General features: G+C 62.9%; 7 protein-coding genes (1 of these 7 running past the window's edge). All 7 read right to left on the bottom strand.

The window, feature by feature from the left end:
* Window positions 1–142 precede the first annotated feature (142 nt).
* The gene (locus tag RAD15_RS33850) at window positions 143–406 is read right to left on the bottom strand and encodes a cold-shock protein (RefSeq protein WP_458182914.1); all 264 of its coding nucleotides are present in this window, start codon (window positions 404–406) and stop codon (window positions 143–145) included.
* 86 nt (window positions 407–492) lie between these two features.
* Complete coding sequence (locus tag RAD15_RS33845) at window positions 493–1,308, bottom strand: efflux RND transporter periplasmic adaptor subunit (RefSeq protein WP_458182912.1); 816 nt, start codon at window positions 1,306–1,308, stop codon at window positions 493–495.
* A gap of 110 nt (window positions 1,309–1,418) precedes the next feature.
* On the bottom strand, window positions 1,419–3,434 hold the full coding sequence (locus RAD15_RS33840; protein WP_458182911.1) for a preprotein translocase subunit SecA: 2,016 nt from the start codon (window positions 3,432–3,434) through the stop codon (window positions 1,419–1,421).
* The gene (locus tag RAD15_RS33835; protein ID WP_458182909.1) at window positions 3,427–5,574 is read right to left on the bottom strand and encodes a peptidase M50; all 2,148 of its coding nucleotides are present in this window, start codon (window positions 5,572–5,574) and stop codon (window positions 3,427–3,429) included. The genes RAD15_RS33840 and RAD15_RS33835 overlap by 8 nt, the downstream gene beginning before the upstream one ends.
* 13 nt (window positions 5,575–5,587) lie before the next feature.
* Complete coding sequence (locus RAD15_RS33830; protein ID WP_458182908.1) at window positions 5,588–7,258, bottom strand: efflux RND transporter periplasmic adaptor subunit; 1,671 nt, start codon at window positions 7,256–7,258, stop codon at window positions 5,588–5,590.
* Window positions 7,259–7,572: 314 nt separating this feature from the next.
* A complete protein-coding gene (locus RAD15_RS33825) occupies window positions 7,573–8,382 on the bottom strand; it encodes a SapC family protein (protein WP_458182907.1) in 810 nt (269 codons plus the stop codon).
* A gap of 30 nt (window positions 8,383–8,412) precedes the next feature.
* Window positions 8,413–21,256, bottom strand: partial view of an LEPR-XLL domain-containing protein gene (locus tag RAD15_RS33820; protein ID WP_458182905.1) — the 3' portion only. It continues 15,233 nt past the right edge of the window; 12,844 of the gene's 28,077 nt are visible here — the last part of the coding sequence; its start codon lies off the right edge, out of view; its stop codon occupies window positions 8,413–8,415.

The following is a 21,256-nucleotide window of genomic DNA, read 5'->3' as shown; positions in this document are numbered from 1 at the left end:
GTGATCGAACGCATGAAGAGCCTTTGGAACGAATGCCACGCCAACGAGGCGCGTCAGCCCGGAAACGGACCTCCACGATTGAATTGCGCAAACCGCACGTAATCGAAACCGGCGACAGGTGTTCTGGCAAGCCTGCAGGCGACTAGCGCGGCAGGCGCGACGATCTGACATATTTCGTCAGAACGGGTGCGCTGTGCGCGTTCGCCAGGACCCTGACGCTGACGGCCTGCAGCTTGCCCGACCGCTGATCGGGAGCCAAATTGTAGCTCACCCGGGCACCGGCTTCGGGAGTGAGGCTGGCGGAAAACGATTTGAGATGAAAGAAGATGTCGGTGCCACCGGAATCCGGCCTGATGAAGCCAAATCCCCTGTCGTCGTGATATGTCTTGATTGTACCTTCCAGCATCTTGCAACCTTTCAGTTCGATAGACGCACGGTGCGGAGGAATTGCTCCGGGATAGAGTAGATCTCCTCGCCATCTTGATATTTGCGTCAGCCGATGCCGGGAAAACGGACGCGACATTTGAGCCCGGCGGGAAGCGCGTAGTTCGGATTCGCCAGCTCGAGGCGAACGCCGATCGTGCCGCTCGCAGCGTCAAAAACCTGATCGACGACCGTCACGAGCGCATCGTACCTCCCTCCTACCGGATCCTCGGGATAGACTTCTGCCGAAGCACCGACACGAATCTTTCCGAATTGGCTGAGGGGGACATAGACCTCAACCAACAGGGGATTGATCTGCGAAACCGTCAGGAGATGCGCCTGATCGAATGCATATTCGCCCGGGCCGAGTTTGCGCTCGACCACCACACCGTCGATGGGGCTGCGGATGGTACGCAGCTTCAGCACTTCGTTGGCGCGAGCCACTTCCAGCCCCGCGAGGGCAAGATTGACCTTCGCTTCCTCGACATCCTGTTCGGCCACCCGCGCACTCGTCTCCGCCTCGTCGGCAACAGCGGCCGAGACCGAGTCGTTCTTGCGCAATAGCTTGGATCGCTCGTCCTTTCGCCGCTGGAATTCGAGCTTGGCGATGCTCGAGCGAACCGTCGCCTCGTTCTCGGCCCGAGCCTTCGCCAGCGAAATCGCCGCCTGCTCGACCCCCGATTCAAGCCGAGCGACGACGTCTCCCTTTTTGACGATATCCCCACGATCAACCAGCATCTCGCTCAACAGGCCCGGCACCGACGTTCCAAGCTTGAGCACCATTTTTGGCTGGATCAGGCAATCGAACTGCCCCTCCAGCTTCTTCTCCTGCGCATTGGCCCGTCCTGCTCCCGCGACGACGGCAACGGCCACAATGGCGATCACCTTGCAAGAGACGCCCACGAAGGCCCGACGCTCCTTGCCATCACCTTCGGGATTGAAGCCGGACAGTCGTGCCCCAAAGCCGAGGGCGCATTCAGACGCTTGAGCTCGTTTCATTCCCCTCTCCCCGAAAATGCAAGCACCCTATCAAGCCGGCGATCCAGCTTCACATTCTGGACGCGAACATAGCCGTGTCGTCGTTCCGCCTGGCGCTGCGCCAGCCAACGCAGCGACTGGCAGAACCGCAACGGAATTGGGACACCGCCATCGACAAGTCGTGCAATCAGGCGCGTCACCGTTCCTGCATGGATGACAAAAACCTCGTCCTGAAGCGAAACGATGGCCTCGCAGCTGCCGGGATCGCCTTGCCGTGCGCAGCGACCGAATAGTTGGCGATCAACCCGCCGTGAATCGTGGTATTCGGTCAGGATCACATGCAGGCCGCCTCGCGCGCCAACGCCTGCGCCGAGCCGGATATCGGTACCGCGGCCCGCCATGTTCGTCGCAACCGTCACCCGGGCCGGCTCGCCGGCCCTCGCGACCACCTCGGCCTCATCCTGGTCCTGCTTCGCATTCAAGAGCGCGTGCGCAACGCCACGCGCATTCAAGGCGGCACTGATCTCCTCCGAGGCCCCAACCGAGCGCGTGCCGATCAACACCGCCCGGCCCTCCGCCACAGCCAGCCGCTCGACCCGGTCGACGATGATGCGGAGCTTTTCTGTCGAGGTTGCACATACCAGCGGGCGAGCCACCCGGCGCTGCGAGGGTCGATTCAGCGGGATTCGGACGACATCAAGTCCGTACACAGACTTGATTTCCCGCGCGACCTCACTGGCGGTACCCGTCATTCCCGCGAGACGTATGTAGCGACGAAACAGGCGTTGATAGGTGATGCGGGCGAGCGTCTCGCGGCGCTCGGTCAGTTTGCAACTCTCCTTGATCTCGATGAGCTGGTGCAGGCCGCGCTCCCAGGACCGGTCGGGCATCACGCGTCCCGTCGATTCGTCCACGATCTGCACCTTGCCGTCGATAACGACATAGTGCTGGTCGCGGTCGAACAGCATCATCGCGGAGAGTGCCTGGGTCACGAGCTCCTCGCGGGCACGATGCGAACTCCAGACTCCATTCAGCCCTTCAGCCCGCCTCCCGATCTCTCGGCGACCTTCCTTCGTCAGCGCCAGACTTCGCTCCGCGAGATCGATCTGATAGTGCTCCCCCGCGACAAGATTTCCGGCCAACTCAAGCGCCTGCTCGCATTGCAGCTTTTCCTCGGCGGCGCCGGTTGAGGATGACAGGATCAGGGGCGTACGCGCTTCGTCGATGAAAATGCTGTCGGCTTCATCGACGATGCCGAAATAGAGACCACGCAACACGAGATCCTCATCACGCTGCAGGCTCCCGCGCAATCGCTCGAGCGAGAGGTGCAGCCGGCTGCTCCGGTGGGCCAGAGCGACGCGGTCGCGCAAGTAATCGAACGCGAGTTCCTTGTTGGTGCAATACGTCACCGAGCTCGCATAAGCTCGACGCCTTTCGGCTTTCGGCATGCCCTGCACCACGGCCCCCACACTGAGACCCAGGAACTCATAGAGCGGCGCCATCTCGGCTGCGTCGCGTTGGGCGAGGTAGTCGTTGACGGTGATGAGATGCACGGGATAGCCGGCGAGCGCCACCGTGGCCGCGGGCAACGTTGCGGCAATGGTCTTGCCCTCGCCGGTCGCCATCTCCACCAATCTGCCTTTCAGCAAACCCCACCCGGCAATCAGCTGAACATCATAGTGTCGCTGACCGATTGTCCGTGCCGCCGCCTCCCGCACCAGCGCAAAGCATCGGCCGACGAGAGGCGGCGTAAAGCCTGACTTCCGCAGCGTCGGGCGGATATTCGACACCTGTAGACGCAATTCTTCATCGCTCATGATCCGCAGAGCGCTCTCATGTGCGGCGGCGAGCTCGACGATGGGCGTCAAGGAATGAACGGGATCGCGTAGCCCGCGAAGCGCCCGCTGGATCAGTCCGTGTGTCAGGTATTCGGCCACCCGATCGTGTACCGCCGGTTCGCGCTCCGCGCGTTCGGGATAGGGACGTCCGACCGCCAGTTCGCGGTGATCCAATTCCATAACGTTCTTAGACATGGAAATTCGTCAACAATAACAGTCTGACGCTCCGATACCATTGCACCGCCAGTGGCTCCATCCGATGCTGGAAGCGGACAAATACATGCTGGCCAAAGTGGTCCACCGCCTCCAGACCCTGGAGTTCAATGTCGAACTGAAAAGTCCGCTGCAGCGTCTTCGGCCCCTTCGCATCACGCGGATCGATCGCCAAATCTCCACCGCCTTCGACGCTCAGCGCCGCGCTGGGGAGGTACTCACCGCCCGCAGGCACGGCTCGCAGCACACGCCCCTCCAGCACGAGGCGCGGCTGATCCACTGGACGGACCTGAATGCGATCCGTGGTAATGCGCACCCTGTCCACCGCCTCCTGGGGCACGACGACGCGCGCCAGCGGCGTGGTGTTTCCCACGACGTAGCCCAGGAGCTCGCCTCTACGGTAGTAGCGCCCGGGTATATCGACCATCTGTGGTACCACGAACACGCCGTCGCTGCGCGCGCGCGCTACGAGGTCTGAGGCGCGCTCGCGGGCAAGACCCAGATTTGCGCGCTCGAGTTCGAGTTTGTTGCGAACGATCTGCGCCTTGGCGCGGTCTGACACAAATTGCGCTACATACTCGGCTTGCAGCTCGGCGACCTTGGCCTCGTTTCTACGCAGTTGAGCGACCAGAGTCGGTTCGCGGCTCTGGATCAGCGGATCTCCAAATGCAACTCGCGTTCCCGGCGTCACCAGAAGCTCGTGCACGAAGCCATTCGAAGCCGCACGTACCATCGCTTCTTCGGGCAACCACAGCACCCCCTCCACGTTGGAATGGTAGGGCATCGGAACGGACAGCAGAAAAACAGCGATGCCGAGCACGAGACTGGCCGTGATCCCGAGCGAGCGCGAGCGATGCTTGCGCAGGCGGGGATTTTCGACGAGATGCCGTACCGCTTTGACGACCGGCAGGATTGCCATCGCTCCAACCGCCCAGATCGCGAGAATGACGCCAACGAAGAAAAACTGTCCCGCAACGAACAACGCGATCAGGATCGTTACAAAAATGCGGTAGACGGTCGACGCCAGGCCGTAGAAGAAGAACCACGCCCGCTCGACCGCCGTAGCATCAGGGCGCTCCAGATCCGAGACACCGAGCAGGTATCGCTCGATCAGATAGCCCCAGTAGCGGCCCGAGCGCGCCGCCAGGTTCGGAATTTCAATGAGATCGACCAGGATGTAATAGGCGTCGTAGCGAAGCAGCGGATTGCCGTTGAACAGAAGCGTGGACACGCTCGCAATCAGCATGACGTTGAACAGGATCGCCCGCACCAGACCCGGCTCGACAAGGAGCCACATATAGAACGCGATGGCCGCAACAAAGAGCTCGACACCCATCCCGGCGGCACCAACGAGAGCTCGCCGATACTTGGATCTGAAAACCGTGGCCGCCGACGCATCGACGTAGGGAACCGGTAGCAGGACCAACAGAATGATACCGAGATCGTGGACCTCTCCACCTCCAGCCTTGGTGGCCGAGGCATGCCCAAATTCGTGCAACGCCTTGATCGCCGGAAAGACCAGATAGATGATGAACAGATTGTCGATCGCCAGCACGCGATCGCTGAAATTATGGCTGAGCTCCGGCCAATGCGGCCAGACCAGAATGAAGGCAGGAAGCACTATGGCTAGCCAAGCGACGGCGCCCCAGCCGCTCCAGACGAACCGTACGAGCGCGGCCCACTGATTGAGCAGCCGATCCGGATCGAACAACGGGATGCGGATCGCCATGGGATTGCCATAAGAGCGCAGGTGACGCGCCCGTTGTTCGCGCTCGCTGCGCGAGAAGAGCTCGGCAACATCGGGGGTCACATCGCTTTCCAGCAAGTCGGCCGCATGCAATTGCCCGAGCAGCTGGATGAGCTCGTCCTGGCTCGGCGCTTCCTCGCCGAGATGCCTGTTCGCCAGCTCCCACAGCTGTTCGACAGAATGCTTTCCGTCCAACAGCGAGATAATCAGCCGCGCCGACGGGGTGAAACGATGCACCCGCGATGATGCCGGATCCTGCAACAGGTACCAGACCTCGCCACGATATATGTGCCTATGCAAACGCGCATGCGAACGCAATTTGGGCTTTCGCGCTGCGACCCGATACCACCAGTTGCTGAGCAACGGCGCGTTCATCATGACCTCGCAATCAGAACAGCCATTTCCAGACCGACAGACGCACCCAGTCGACGAAATTATGCGTCCAGATCCAGATCAGCTTGCGCTCGCCGACGTCGACCTTGCCGACGCCCTCCATGCCCGGTCGCACGCGCTCGGATGCATTCTGGAGCCGCGCCTCGACCCGGAAATAGTTGCGGCCCTCCTGGGCCGTCGACACCGGCGTGATTTGCTCGACCGAGAGATCCATCTGCCGGTGCGGGATACCCGACAGGGTGAGTTCGCCCTTCTGACCGAGCTTGAGGTACGAAATATCGCGCTCCTCCACCTGCAGGATCACGCGATAGCTGTCCAACGGCGCGACCGTGAACAGCATCTTGCCGAGTTCGACCGGCGTCCCCAGAAGCTGGTGCAGGTCGCCGGCGACGACAATTCCGTCGAACGGAGCGAGCAGCGTGGCGCGAGCGAGCTTGTCCGAGACCAGTGACAACATGGCGTCCACCTGCTCGATCTGGGCCTGGAGTATCGTCATGCTCGCGCGCTCCTGCGCAGCCAGCGCTTGACGATACTTGCGGTCGAGCTGTTCGCGTTCGGACGACAACCGTGTCTGCTCGAGCTTGAGCTCCCGGTCGTCGAGCTTGCACAGGACCTGCCCGGCATGCACGGTGTCGCCCGCGCGGACAAAGCTTTGTGCGATGTACCCGTCGAATGGTGCCGCGGCGATCCGCTGCACCGCTCCTTCGATCACCGTCTTTGCCGCGACACGATACGGGGCCGTCACCACGCTGAAGAACAGGATGCCGCCGACCAGCAAGAGCGCGATGAGCTTGGCGCCGGGATGGCGGGGGCCGAACAAGACCTCCAGGCCATGATGCAGCGAGGTCGAGGCATGTTGCAGGACGCCGCGTTCGCTTTCACGCTTGAGCTTCAGTATCGGCCCCAGCAGCCCGCCGACCGTCTTGCACAGCTCGACGGTCTCGGTGTCAAACGGCTCGCCCGAAGAGCGTTCCAGCGTCAGCACGCCCGTCGCATGCCCACCGTCGACCAGCGGCACCGAGCAGACGGCAATATCCCTATACTCGCGCGCGAGATCGCCATGCGCAAGTGCCGCCCTCTCCACATCGTCGCGCGGGGGGAACACGAGCGCTACGTCGAGGTCGAGCACCTCGTCCATGGCATTGCCGATGCGCCGGCCCAGATCCATTTTCGGGTCGAATGTCGCAGTGTGCGAGATCGCCTTGACTTCGACGCTGCCTGAACGCTCGAGCCCCACGCTCACCCGGTCGCATGCCAGCCGTCCGGCAAGTTCGTTGGCGACTGCCAGGGTGGCCGCCGAGAAATGGCGCTCCTGCATCGCAGTCGCCACGATATCCATGGCGAGCCCCATTCGCGCGAGCCGTGCGTCACGTTCCTCCAGCACGCCCTTGCGAAACTGGTCGATCAGCCAGGCGCTCGCCCAATGCAACAGCCGCAGAGCCCGCTGCAGCGCGGCTTCCGGTCCGGGTCCGAGGTCGAGCACGACGACCCCGTGCAGGGTGCCGGACACTTCGATCGGATAGCCGATAAAGGCGTGATGCTCACGCGACGGGCTATGCCCTTCCGCGGGCAGCACGATTCCACGCCGTTCGGTCAGAGCCCGTTCGGCTGCCGGGCTCAGATACTGCATGTCCAGCCCAGGGTGAGGCCACACCGCCGCCGGCACATAGGCGCCGTCCTTGTCGGGCCCCAGCAACAGAAGCCCCCCGCCGACCCGGTCGACCTGCATGCACAGGATTGCGAGCCAGCTCGCGCAAAACTCCGCACTGTCCTTAGCTGCAGAGAATTTCGCCCAGGCTATCGATTCGGCGCGGGCTGCGTCCTCGGCAAAGGAATAGATCGGGGACGCAGTGGTCATGGCTGCTCATCGCTCTCGGGGCCATGCCCGCGATGCCGAAACGACGGACGGCATCGCGGTGCGCGCGGCGGAAGCGCCGCTGAGACGCCGCAATCACGCGGGAACACGGCTCGGTCCGTTCTCTAGGCGGATGCTCTCGCCCCATTGAGACGATCGCCTGCTTCCGCCTCTGCGGCGTCGCCAGGCTCAATCGCAGGCGGAGCCGCTCCCTTCACGACCGCGAGACGCGACGGCAGAGCCTGGAAGTTGCGCATCGACTGAAGGTGCAGATAGAGCAGCTCCAGCTCATCCGTCTTGGCAAGCTCGGCAAGTTTCTCGCCGGACAACGCCTTCAATTTCTCCCGGCTCACCGCCATGAACCCCGCGAGCGACAGCTTTTCGCCCGAGCCGAGTTCGACTTGCGCCTGCATCGGCTCGAGCAGATCGAGCTCGCGAACCTTGCGGCAGAAGGCCTGGGTGCGATTGAACTGCGTCTGATACTCTTGCAGGAAGGTCAGGATGTTCTGGACGTATTGCGTGGGCTTATTGTCCTCATCGAACAGCTTTTGTCCTCGACCGTCGCGATTGAACCCCGAATAGGCCTCGTCGATGCACAGGACGAACCTCTCGCCATCCGAGCTGGTCGAGAACACGAAGGGATAGCGACGCAGGAAAGCAGGAACATATTTGGCGTCCCACTTGGAATCCTGCGACAGGAACAGGTTCTCGCTGTCTCGCACGCCGAGGATAACGGCCGGCATGATATTGTCCTTGGTGCCGGCAAACACGATCGCATATTCGGATGAGGCAGCGGGAAACTCGACTGCCATCAAAGGCACCGAATTGGTCTTGCTGCTGAAGCCATAATTCCTGGCCATCTCGACTGCGCAGCCCCGATGCCGCGCGGCGGACAACGGAATAACGGTTTCGTAAATCAACAATTGGGCAGTCATTACTATACTCCTTCCCTTGCAATTTCGGGCTCAGGCATGGCCCGCACTATTCATCGACAATGGACGTACGCGGAGACCAGCGTTCGGATTCCACTGGGCCTTGTCTTGCCCCACGTGGTTCAGGAAATCGTCGAGCCATTCCTGCGAACCATTCGACGGACCGGAGGCGAGATGCTCGACCGCATCAAGACTATTCTGCCAGTTTATGCTGGTTGTTTCCTTCGCGCTATTGATAATCCGCGAGGAGTGATGCTCCGGCGAAGCAAGATCGTCTTGCGAGACTGCAGAACTCTTCGGGACACCGCCCGTCAGGCTCGCCGACAACGAGACAAAGGACTTGCCGGGATCCTCGGCCACGCCGACCGCCTTGCCGAACTCTGCGTTCTGCGACGCGCTTGCGATCGGGCTCAGGAGGATATTCGAGATCAGCGTAATGCCGCTGGGCTCGTCCGCCCTGGCGACCGCCGGAACCGGCGGCGCGATCGTCGTGGTTGCAGCCACGGTCCCAAGCAGGTTGAGCGTCATCTGCGGCGCCGTGGCCTGAAGAGCAGCTGAGATCTGCAGCAGCGCCGAGGACGCCGGCACCGGATGCCCGGCAGGCTCCGGCAGCCGCCGTTCGCCGGCGCGCAAGGTCATGCCGACCACGTCGTCGCCAAGGTCTTCCGGCAATCCCATGGCATTGCCCATCTCATGGACGATCGTCGTGAGCAGGTCCATGTGTCCGGCGGCCGGGCTTGACGATGCGGCTTCGAACACCTCGCCGGACGCCCGGATCGCGAACTCCCGGTTGTCGCCAGGCGTCGGGTCAACGAACCAACCCCAACCGGCGGCTTCGGCATCGACAACAATCGTGGAGCCTGTCGTCGCGCCCAACATTTGATCCGGCAGGTCGGCGATCAGGACCGTGACCTGATCGAGGATCGACAGACGCGGGTCGGCCGGCCCAAGCGCAGCGGTCCACGCCTGTTTCGCAGTCGCAACAATCGCCGCCAGCTGGTCCGCGGTTACAACGGCGACATCGCTCGCAGGAGGCGCCGCCAGTGCGGCGACCTGTGGCGTACCGCCACCGGCATAAGCGATATCGTCGCCGCGGATCAGCACGTTGTCGAAGGACGCGTTGCCGTTGCGGGCGTACAGTCCAAGGCTGCCGTCGTGCACCAGGACATTGTAGTTGAAGCTCAGGACGCTCTTGCCGTTGAGCACGACGTTGACGTTGTTCGTCACGCCCTCGGACAGGGCAACGAGCAGAGTGTAGTCGCTCCCGGCAGCGATGGTCGTGCTTGCGACCGCATCGACGTACCAATTGCCGTTGCTGCGATGTCCCAGCACGACCTGGTTGGTTCCGGCGATGATGCCCGCGTAGAGGAAGTCATTGGTCGATGTGTAGGCGAAGGTCAGCCCCGCCGATGTGCCGGCCTTGGCCGCATTCACCGTCGCCGAATATTCGACATAAGACAGTGGTGCAACCGCGAAGGCACGCGTGGAGAAGGCGGCATCGTTCGCTGGCGGAACCGCGGAGTAACGGCCGCTCGTCCCGCTGGTGGTCGTCCATGTCCCGGTCTGGGCGGCAAAGTTATTTGCGACGCCGTCCGAAAAATCTTCCAGTACATTGTAGGTGAAGCTTATCGGCAATCTTTGCACCGTGTACGAGGTGTACGCGGCGAGGGAGTTGTTGGTGCCGACGCCGACCATTCCCGTGTTCAGCGGCGCGTTGAACGCATACGACACCTTCAGTGTGCTCGCGGCCTTGCCGCCGTTTGCACTGGTCACCGTCAGGGTTGCCACGGTCCCGTTGACCGAGAGCAGCAGGCCGTTCTGCGAGTTCACACCTAATCCGGGCTTGCCGGCGGAAAGCGTCGCAAGATCAGTCCAGCCGGCGTCCGAACGCTGGCCAATCTTGATCAGGTTGTTGGTGACGTCGACGCCCGCGTACTTGAAGTTGTTCGCTCCCTGATAGTCGAAGATGATGAAGCCATTCTGCAGGGTGCCACCACTGGACACCTTCATCGTGGACTGGATTTCGAAGAAGTTGCCCGGCAGCCAGGTATCGAGGTCGAACAGGCTGACGTTGTCGCCGCTCACCTTCAACGTAGTGTTCTGGTAGGCGCTGTTGGTCACGGACCAGCTGCCGCTGTCGGCGAACATGCCGGTCACGGTGTTGGGAGCGTAGCTTGCGCTGCGCAGCACGTCGCGCTGCGTGCCTGGCGTGTTGCCAGCCTGCGGATCTGTCGGTGCGCCGGTCTGGGCATGCCAGGCGGCATCCTGTTGCAGCACCAGACCGAGTTCGCCGGCCGGCTCGCCGTTTCGACTCGGGATGGGGTCGTTGGCCTTGGTTGGAGCAGGCGGAAGCGCACCATTGTTCAGGTCGGAGTAACGCGTGGCGTCGACGCCGTCGCTCAGAGATTCCGCGTACAGGAAGTGATGCAGGAACGGCTGCATCGTGCGGCTGACCGTTGCCATGCCGAATTCGGAGAACGGCACGAGATAGCTGTTGTACTCGCCGACCCAGTCGATGAGGCGGTCGCCGCCCGTATTGGCGATCAGAACGTCCTTGCCCGCGCCACCGTAGGCCCGATCTTCGTAGGTCGGTGCGGTCTCCGGAACGTTGTTCAGCCCACCCGCCGTCGTCAGGTCATCGTCGGCATTGAGGAGATCGTTGCCCCAGCCACCATAGGTGTGGTCGCGGCCGGTACCACCGACGATCCAGTCGTTGCCGTTGTCGCCGAAGATATCGTCGTTGCCGTCGTCGCGAACCGGCCCGTAGGTCACGGACTGGTTCTGGTTGCCCGGCGTCGTGCCGCCCGGCCGCAGGACACCCTCGGTCTGGTCGAAGTTCAGGAACCATTCGAGGCCGGTACCCGTGCTGCTGGCGGTCCCGTCCGCATTGAGGAGAATCTTCCGCATCGGGTTGTTCTCGTCGTACAGCGCGAACTCGCCGGTGCGATTTGCAATGTGCGGATGCGTGAACTTGCCGTCCGGATCCGTCGGATTGAAGCGCAGCGCGTCGCCCGGATTGAACGGATGGTAATAGTCGGTCTCGGCGATGCCCGTGAGATCGAGGGTCGTCGCGTTCTGTATTTGCGTGTAGGACACCTTCAACGCCTCGGCTCCCGACACGGCATCGTCGCCGGAACCGCCATGGATCCAGTCGCTGCCCAGGCCGCCGAAGATGATGTCGTCGTTGTGCCGATGCGTCTTTCCATCGCTCGCGGCACCGTTGTTCTTGGTGCTGGCAACCGAGAACTCGTCGGCGGTCCCGTTGAAGGTCGCATCCGAGCTGAACGGCGTCAGATCGACGGTCTTCTTCAGCGCACCGCTCACATTGATCGTGTCGATCTGCATGTTGCCCGGCGTGAAGATATACTCGTTGAGCGCGTTGCCGTTGCTGTACTTCGGATCGGCGTCGCTGGAGAGCAGCGGGGCGATGCCGAATAGCGGCTCGCCCACGCTGACCAGATAGGTGGCATTGGCAGAGTCGGCGCTTAGGCTGTTGCGGCTGGTGAAGATGCGGCCGTCGTCGCCGACGATGCCGTCCGAACCGGTGCCGCCGGAGATCCAGTCGTTGCCGTAGCCGCCGATCAAATCGTCGTCCTGGCCTTCACCGTACAGCCAGTCCTCACCCTTGCCGGCGTAGATGAAGTCGTCGCCGGATTCGCCGTGCAGCTCGTCGCCAGCGCCGATGTCGGATGGCTGATGCACCGGATCGAAATCAACGCCGCCCGGGGTATAGTCGAGCAACCGGTCGACGCGCGGTATGATGCGAACGAAGCCCACCGCGCTGTTGTAGTTGTCGTAGTTGAACGACAGGAAACCATTCAGCGTCTGGACCGGGTTACCGGCCTGCGTGACCGTGCCGGCGATGACGAGCGCACCGACCGGAGGCGCAACCTGGCCCTTGATGCCAACCAGGCGGATGACGTCGCCGTTGTCGCCGATGATCGAATCGGAGTCGTTGGCATGACCGTTCGGCGTCGTTGTAATCAACGCGTTGCCGTCGATCCCCGCATCGCCGATGGCGTTGCGGGCGATGGCCCGGCCGGAACCACCGAAGATCAGGTCGGAGCCGTCGGGCCGCTTGGCCGGCGAGTTGAGGTTGAACAGATCGGAACTGCCGCCGATCAGGTCATCCTGGTTCTGGTTGCCGAACAGGATATCGTTGCCGCCGCCGCCCTCGATATAGTCCTGTCCGTCGCCCTGGCCATCGAAGGATGGACGCAGGAACAGGGCGTTGTTGAGATCACGGAACGGATTTCCGGCGACGTTTGCGGCGACGTTGAGGACCCCCACCCGCCCACCGATCGCGGTGGAGTAGCTGGCAGTGCCGTCGCCATTGTCGATCAGCGTGTGGGAGACGTACTCGATCGAGCCGTCACCCTGCGTGACGTCGTTGCCCATCTCGCCAAAGATCATGTCGTCGGCAGCACCGCCGGCGATGTAGTCGTTGCCGTACGAACCCGCGGGTGCCAGCACCGTGGAGTTACCATGGTCGAACAGGGTGATCAGGTAGTCGCCCCAGCTGCCGTGACCGCGCGGATCGGCCTGCGGCAGGCCATTGGCGTAATCCAGGCCGGCAGCCAAGGTGTCGGTGCTCAGCCCGGTGCTGTAGATCTGCGAACCGGAAAGCGTCTCGAAGCGCCCGTTGCGGAAGTCACCGAGATGGGCCGTCCGGCTGAGCGCGACGTTGTCGCCGAACACGAGGTCGCGTCCGTTCTCGCCATCGATCGCGTCGTTACCCATCCCGCCGATCAGGATGTCTTCGCCGCCGTTGCCGAAAATCGTGTCGTTGCCGCCGTACTGCCGCGACTGGCTGACGATGGTCCGGGCCAGCAGCGTGGTCTCGATGCGCTGCGGGGTGAGCGAAACCGGCTTCGTGGTATCGCGCCAGCCGGAGGTGGCCTGGCCGATATCGCCCAGATCGCCGAAGATCACATCGTCGTAGTCGCCGAACGCATCGGTTGCGGTCGATCCTGGTGCGTCGCCGTAAATCAGGTCGTTGCCGCCATCGGTGACGTTGTCGAGGACCGTGGTCCCGGTGTTGCCGGCCGTCTGCGCGACATTGAGGACGCGCGTGATGACGTCGACGTTGAAGCCGGAGTCGCCGTAGATGTGGTCGACACCGCGCTGGCCGATGATCGTGTCGTTGCCCGACCCGCCGGCGAGATGATCGCCGGCCTGACTGCCGATGATCGTATCATCGCCCTTGCCGCCATACGCCGTGATACCGACCGTCGGCAATTGCCCTGCCGGGATATTGCCGAACAGGTTGTGCGCGTCGATGACGTCGTTGCCCGCATACCGGTACTCGTTGGCCAGCGGGAATACGTAGAAGTCGGCGTTCTGGCCGAGCCTGTTGCGCTCGACGATCGTTCGCGTGAGCGTCGGCGCCGAATTGCCGTTGTTGGTCAGCGTCAGGAAGGCAGGCTTCAGGTCGAACATGAACAACGTATCGACCTTCGTCCCCTGCCCGGAGATGATCGCCTGCTCGGGACCTTCCGCGATGACGCTGTTGGACACCTTCAGCGTCAGCACACTGCCCGTCACGTGATCGACCTGGAAGACGCGCTTGTTCCCCGGGTCTCCCGGCGAACCTGACTTGTCCGGCGTGCCGTAGACCGCGATGTTCATGCCGTCCTTGAAGCCATCAGCGGACCAGTTGAGGCCATCAGACCTCGTGATGGTGTCGCCGGTCGCGTGCTGGGCAAACGTGACAAGGTACTGCGAGCCCGCGATTGCGACAGCGCCGACGTCGGCCGCAATCCGTGCGCCTTCGGTGATCGTTGGCGCTCCGGGATCCGCCAGTGTCGTCGGAATGACGCTGTTCTTGACCTCGAGGGTCAATGTATTCGCGGTGACGTTCACGAGTGTAAAGTTGACGTTGTTATAGGTGGTCAGCGAGACCGAGATGGTCTGGCCCTTTGCAAAGCCTTCGGTCAGCCAGTTGCCGCCGTCGAACCGCGTGATGGTGTCGCCGGTATTGGCGCGGGCAAACGCGACCTGGTAGGTCCCACCGATGGCGATCAGACCCTCCGGCACGAAGCCCGGGTCGAATACGCCCTGCCCCAACTTGATCGTGCCGCTGTTCCACTCCTTGATCGTGTGGTTGCCATTCGCGAATGTCGTGAAGGCAGGTGTCAGGTCGCTCAGGATCAGGGTGTTGTAGACCAGCGGATGAGCTGCATCGGTTCTGGTGAGTGTCTTCACGTTGCCGACCGGCGTGCCGTCGATCGTAATGAGGCCGTCGACCAGGAAGCGGGTCAGATCAGTGCTGCCGTTCCAGTCGCCGGTCGTGCGCTTGATGACGCCGAACGTGCCTTCCAACGTCGTAAACGTCGAGAATTCGAGGCCCAAGCCGGCGATCTCGGGGTTGGCCTGCCCCAGAGACGGCGTCGCCATGGTGAACGACACGTTGTCCATGTGCGGCTGCGGCTTGTTGCTGAACTTGCCGAGCGAGGAGGATTTGTCGGCCTTGCCGTTGTACCAGATGCCGTCCTGCGTGGTGTCGCCGTAGACGACCAGAGGCGCATCGACGTTGACCGTCATCGGGGCCGCGAAGGTGGGAAGCCCGACCGCGCCCTTGACCAGCAGCGTGTCGCCGGCGACGAGACTGGTGGCGAAGCCCGTCACAAGGAAATTGCCACTGATCCCGATCGTCACGGGCTCGGTGCCGACCGTGGGCACAACCGTGTTGACCGCTGTCAGGGTGAGCGTCGACGCCGTCACACTCTTGATCGTGAAGTTGCCGTTGTTGGTGAGATTGCCATTGGTGCTGGTCGTGCCCGAGAGCACGATCGTCTCGCCGGCAACGAAGCCGTCCGTCGACCAGCTGCCGCTGCTGCGCGTGATCGTGTCACCGTTGGCATTCCGGGCAAACGTGACGCCGGCATACGACCATTCACCGGTAATGGTGATCTGTTGGCCGACCGCAAATGCGCTGTCGCCTGCATGGTCCGACGCCCAACCGTGACCATCCGACCGGGTAATGCGGTTGGTCGTTCCTTGCGGATCGCCGGCCAGTGCCGCCGTGACGGTGTTGGTGCCGTTGATGTATTCCGTCGTGCCGTTGACGTTGATCGCGTCGCCGCCGATGCGGACGATCGCAACCGTCTGAATTGTCTGGACTGCCGACAGCGCGATAAGATTACCGCCAGTGAGCTTCAGCTTGGTGCTGGTCGGATCGTCGGTCACGAACCACACGCCCGGCTGTCCGTTGATGGCGACCGCCTGGCCCTTGGCGAAGCCGTCGGCAATCCAGCTGCCGCTGCTGCGCGTCAGGGACTTCGCCGCAACGGTGAACGGACCGGACACCACGTTCCGGCTGGTCACGGCCACGGTGCCGAGCAGACCGGTCGCGGGCGTCAGCGTCGCGCTACCGAGAAGCAAGGCACTACCGTAGCCGGTGCCGGACGGCGTGCTGGCATTGTCGAACCCGAGAACCGTGGCGTTCCCGACATTGCCGTTGGACAGCGAGAATGACACCTGCTGTCCGGCTGCGAAGCCGAGATTGTCCCAGGACAGGCCGTCACGACGGATGATGCGATCCGCCTGAACGTCGAAGTTGCTGGTCACCTGCAGCCAGTCGGTCACCGAGATCGTCCCGGTGGCGTTGGCCTGAAGCGTCAGTGCGGGGGCCCCGTTGGCGCCAAGCAGAACCAGGATGCTGCCGGGCTTGAGGTCCTGATCGAGGATCGCTGTGATCGTGTAGGAACCGGTGTTGGAGCCGCCAACCTTGTCGACGCTCAGCATGACCTGCTGGCCCACGGCGAAGCCGGCGTCCACCCACGAGCGGCCGTCGGTGCGTTCGAGCGTTCCGACCTTGCCGCCGAGGCTCGGCGTGATGTTGAAGGCGTTGCTGGGTGCAATGCCGGCCGTCATCTGGATCGGCGCATTGCCGCCGCCATGCACGGTGGTGAGGCCGCCGTGCTCGGAGACGAGTCCGATCGTGCCATCGGCATTGTGATCCGGCCCCGGGATCAGCGTGCTGTTGATGTCCAGCCGGTCATTGCCGGCACCGAGGAAGATGTTCACCGACTCGATCGTCGAGTGGCTTGCGTCGGTGCTGAACTCATGCGTCACCGGGTCGACGACGATCGATCCGTAGCTGATGCCGCCCGGATATTTCACAGACTCGCCGAACGGCGCCGGCGCGCCCGCCAGCAACTTGCTGAAATCGAGGGTGCCGCCCATCTCGAGGCCCGTCAGGGCCGTCGAGGTCAGCGTGCCCGTATCGTTGGCGACGGTGCCGTCGTTGTAGATGTTGAGCACGTCGATCGATTGCGTTTCCGGCGGCTGCGGCGGGATGTTGAAGAGCGGCCCATTGGCCTCGCCCGGCAGCAGCACGGCCTGCACCAGCGAACGGTCGGCCGCGGTGGTGCCGCCTTCGACCGCCAGCGGGCCGCGGATGCCGTCGAGACGGTGCGCGACCTTCGGGAAGGCGCGGTAGTTCTCGTGGCCCGGCTGGATGTCGAACCATGGGTCGGCAATCAGCTGGACCGTCACCTGCTGATACCAGTTGCCGGTGTCCGGATAGCTCGGATCTGGCTTGGGCGGGCTGGGCGGCGTATAGGTCACGCGCGCAGCCATCTGGATGACCGTCACCGAAACGTTGTTTCCGTTGCCGCCGAGTGACCCGCTGTAGAAGCCAGACGCCGGGTGGTCGGTCAGCACCAGCATATCGAGCTTGTCCGGCGTCGTGCCGGTGATGAGATCGATCTTCTCGATCTTGTCGCCGCCAATGCCCTTGATCTTGATCAGCTGGCCCTCGAAGAAACCGCTGTCGAGCCAGCTTGTGCCGTCCTTGCGGACCAGCACATCCAGCATCTTCCTGATGCTGACGTTCTGGTACGATGCGTCCGCAGCCGGGACCCCACTCAGCGTCAGTTGCGTGTCGCTCACCCCGGTCACTGTGAGTGCCGTTCCCAGCGCGCTCTGGTCCGCCTGGAGGATGGTGATCACCTGCCCGATGGCAAAATTGTCGTTCTTGAAGCTGCCGACATCGTTCCTGGTGATCACGTTGCCGGAGACGCTGATGTTGCCCGTGAAGAGCTGGAACGGAACGTTTGTGACGCTGTAGTCGATGTTTCCGGTGTAGCGACCGCGTTCGACCACCATGTCGACCGCCACGGTCTTGTTGTCGTCGGTATTGAACGTGCCAAAGGCGGTCGGCAGCACAGAGCCACCGGCGTCCGTCAGACGGATGGTGCTCGCGGTGACGGCGTCATTGGCCGAATCGATCGTATAGAAGCCGCCCGGCAAAGTGATATCGCCGTTATCAACTCCGGCGACACCGGTGCCCTCGATGCGGATACGCTGGCCAGGCAGGAAACCGTCACCGATGAAGCTGCCGGTCTCCGAACCGCTGGCGCGCGTGATGATGACCGTGTGCGCATCAACGCTGGTAACCGTGATGTTGCCGGTAAACAGCTGGACGGGCTGGAGTCCGCCCGTTTCTTGCAGACTGACCCGTCCGCCGGTCACGAGGTCGGTCTGTCCGTCCGTCACCACGTCGACGTTGACGTCGGACTTCGGTGGGCTCTGCAGGCGCATCGTGTAGCTATCGCCCGGCCCCGGGCCGTCCGAGGTCGTACCGGCCGTGACGAGCGTCCGACCGGCGCTCTCGAGCAGGAACACGCCGGCTGTCTCGTCGTCCAGCACCTTGGCATAGATCGGCGTATCGCTGCTGAACGCCGCGTTCTTGTACGCGGTGTTCGTCGTCGATACGAGACCGTCAAGGTTAACGGTGCTCAAGAATACACCACCGGTAAAGGTCGGCACCACGTTGGCCAGTGTCTTCAACGTCAGCGTCGTCTCGGTTGCAGCAGTAATGAGATAGGCGCCGGCGTTCGGACCACCCGTAATGGTGATCTTGTGACCAACCGAGTAGCCGTCGGTCAGCCAATCGGCACCGAGATCCGCTGGATCCTGGCGGCTGACCGTGGCGCCGGCGAAGGTCAGATTCAACGACTGATCGACGTAGATCGAGTGCACGATCGTCGTGTTGTGCGGATCCTCAACCTGCCCGTCGTTCACCGCGGTGGCTGTGACGATGACGGGCTTGCTCCAGTTGGTCGAATCGAATGTCAGGTAGTAGACGCCCGAACGGACGCCAAACTGGTCCAGGCCGATTCCGAACCGCCCGTCTGACGAGCTCAGCGTCATCCGGCTGTCCTGCGGCTTCAGCGCAATGGTGACAACGCCGCCTATCGGCTGGTTCTCGAGCTCGACTGCATAGAGGTCGGTCACCGCGGTGGTGGCATCCCCCTCGAGCACGATCGTGTTCTTGTCGTTCGGATGATTGAGATATTTCGCCTGATAAAGCCCCGCGTCCGTCGTCGTCGGATCCAGCTGCGTGATCAGGATCCCGGGCTGGTCGTTGTCGTGAATCGTCACTTCGACGTTGCGCACGATGGCATGGTTGAAGGAGGCATCGTCGCTCAGGACGCTGTGGCTTGTCACCACCGTTCGCACGCCCTCCGGCCGGTTGTCGTCGACCGCCATCAGGTGGACCAGGTGCTCGTGCGCCTTGTCCCAGTTGGTGTCGTCGAACACCAGCACGATCGACCGCGCCGGAATATGGACGAGGGTTCCGTTGAGGTAGATGTCGCGGTCATAGTTCGCGGCAGCAATCGCTCCGACCTTCGAATCGTCCTCCGCCAGCAGCATGCTGTCGCCCGGCGGCAGGCCGTTCGCGTCGAGCGGAACCAAACCATTGCCGAGCTCGTCCAGGATATCGCCCGAATGCAGCAGCCCGTCCTTGATATGCTCTTCCTCCGGCGGCATCGCCGCCGAGACGGTGACGTAGACGTGGGTGCCGTGAACCGGCGCGTGCTGCAGATAGACACCGTAGACGTCCTGCGTTCCGCTCTCGCTGATGTCGGTAAAACCACGGCTCGCATCGCCGAGCACTTCCTCGTCGATGATCACCTGCCCCTGGTTGGGCCGGGCAACGCTGAGATCGATGCCGTCGGCGACCAGACCATCATAGGTCGAGTCATCCGAGGTGACCCGGTTGTTCACCATTCCACTGGTGCCTTCGATGTCGCGTGACACCACCGGGCCGGTGACGTCACCCGCGACGTTCAGCGTGTCGTTGCCGAGGCCGCCGATGACACGTGTCGCCACGCCCGGCTGCGTGCTCAGCACATCGATGATGTCGTCTCCCTCCAGCGCATCGACTTCGAGAACCTCGATGTTCTGGTAGGTGACCGTCAGGCCGGCACCGAAAATGCCCTTTTCCGTGACGACGATGTGGTCGGCAAACTCGGTGCCGAGGATCACCAGCTTGTCGAAGCCGTTGCCGCCGTCGACCGAGACCGGGGCGTTGATGTTGTACTCGACCTGGTTGGCGCCGGCGCCCGTCCGAATGGCCGTCTCGGCCGCCGTCGAGAAGCCCCTGGTGAGCTTGGGCTTCGCGATCTCCTGGACCGGATCGACCCAGACGATGTCGCCCGTGACCGGGTTGGTTTCGGCCAATGCAAAGGCGCGGACCGTGAAGAGGTCGTTGCCGTCGTCGCCTTCGAGGCGCAGCGGCGACTGATTGCTGTAGACGGTGAACGTGTCATCGCCCGTGCCACCCTCCGCCACCAGCGGCGAGGTCGCGCCCGCGGAGAGCCAACCGCGCGTCGTGGCGACCGTCCCGTAGATGCTCTGCGGTGTCAACGAGTTGACCAGCTGCGGGAACTGATCGTAGGGCGTTACGACCGAACCACCGAGCGTGTTGCCGAGCGGTGCCGGCGAGTGGGTGCTGCCGTCGCGCTGATAGCCGTAGATCTGGCCGATCTGGAACGAGTCGTTATCGGCTCCGCCATCGAGCGTGGTGATGGCGGCATTGTCGTCCACAGCGAAGTAGTCATTGCCGCCCTGGCCGAACACCATCAAGTTGCCGTTGATCGAGCTGTCGTAGTTGATGCGCTGGACGCTCTGCGACCGGACGTTCGGATCATTATTCGGATCCGAGACCTGCGCCTGGGCGAGGTTGTTCACATGCAACAGCGCCACGAACGCCGAGTCGTCGGCATAGAGCACCGGCCGGTTCGCCGTCTCCTGGGCAATGCCCGTCGTACGGCGTAGCAGGAAGACGTCATCGAAGCCCTTGCCGGCACCGCGATAGTCGGCGTTCGGATCAGTGATCGCGTTGTCGTCGCGGCCATACACGGTCAGGCTGTCGACGCCGTCAGCAGCGGCGCCGGTGTCGAGCACGTTGACGACGTAGTTGCGGACATCGCCGTGCGTGCCGGTCGTGTTGATGACATAGGTATCGGATGCCGACTGACCGTCCAGCGTCAGGGTGTCGCCCGTCTCCACGCCGACCTGCGTCTCCTGGGTGATGACCATCGACTGCAGCTGATTGACAATGAAGAAGTCCTCGCTGTCGCCTCCCGGAGCCACCTTGTTGTTCTTGACCTTTGCGGAGACGGATTCGGCCCTGACAAAGTTCACGGCCGAGAGCGTCAGAACTGTCGCCGTCACGTTCAGGACCGTGAAGCTGCGGTTGTTGGGATCGTCAGCGATCCCCGTGTCGACCGTGACGATGTCGCCGACCGCGAAGCCGGCCCATGTCCCGGCCACGGCACTAATCGTGTCGCCGCCCGTATTGCGCGCGAATGTCATGGTGGCGGTGACATTGATGATCTGCGTCGGCGTGTTGCTGCCGAACGCACGGGTCTTGCCGCCCGAGTAGTTCGACATCAAACCGGCATTGCCGATGCCGAGGCCCGTCGTGAACCCGCCGTCCGGGATGACCTGGGCGGTGCCGCCCGGCATCACCGACGTACCCGTTCCGCTGAGCCCGCCAAGGAACGTCTCGTCGAAGAATATCTGATCCGTGTCGGCGTTGCCGAAGATGCGGGTCAGATAACCGCTGGCGGTCGCACCGTGC

The sequence above is a fragment of the Bradyrhizobium sp. 14AA genome, assembly GCF_054185205.1.
Note: the sequence above shows the minus strand (reverse complement) of the source record. Positions and strands in the feature narration are given on the sequence as shown.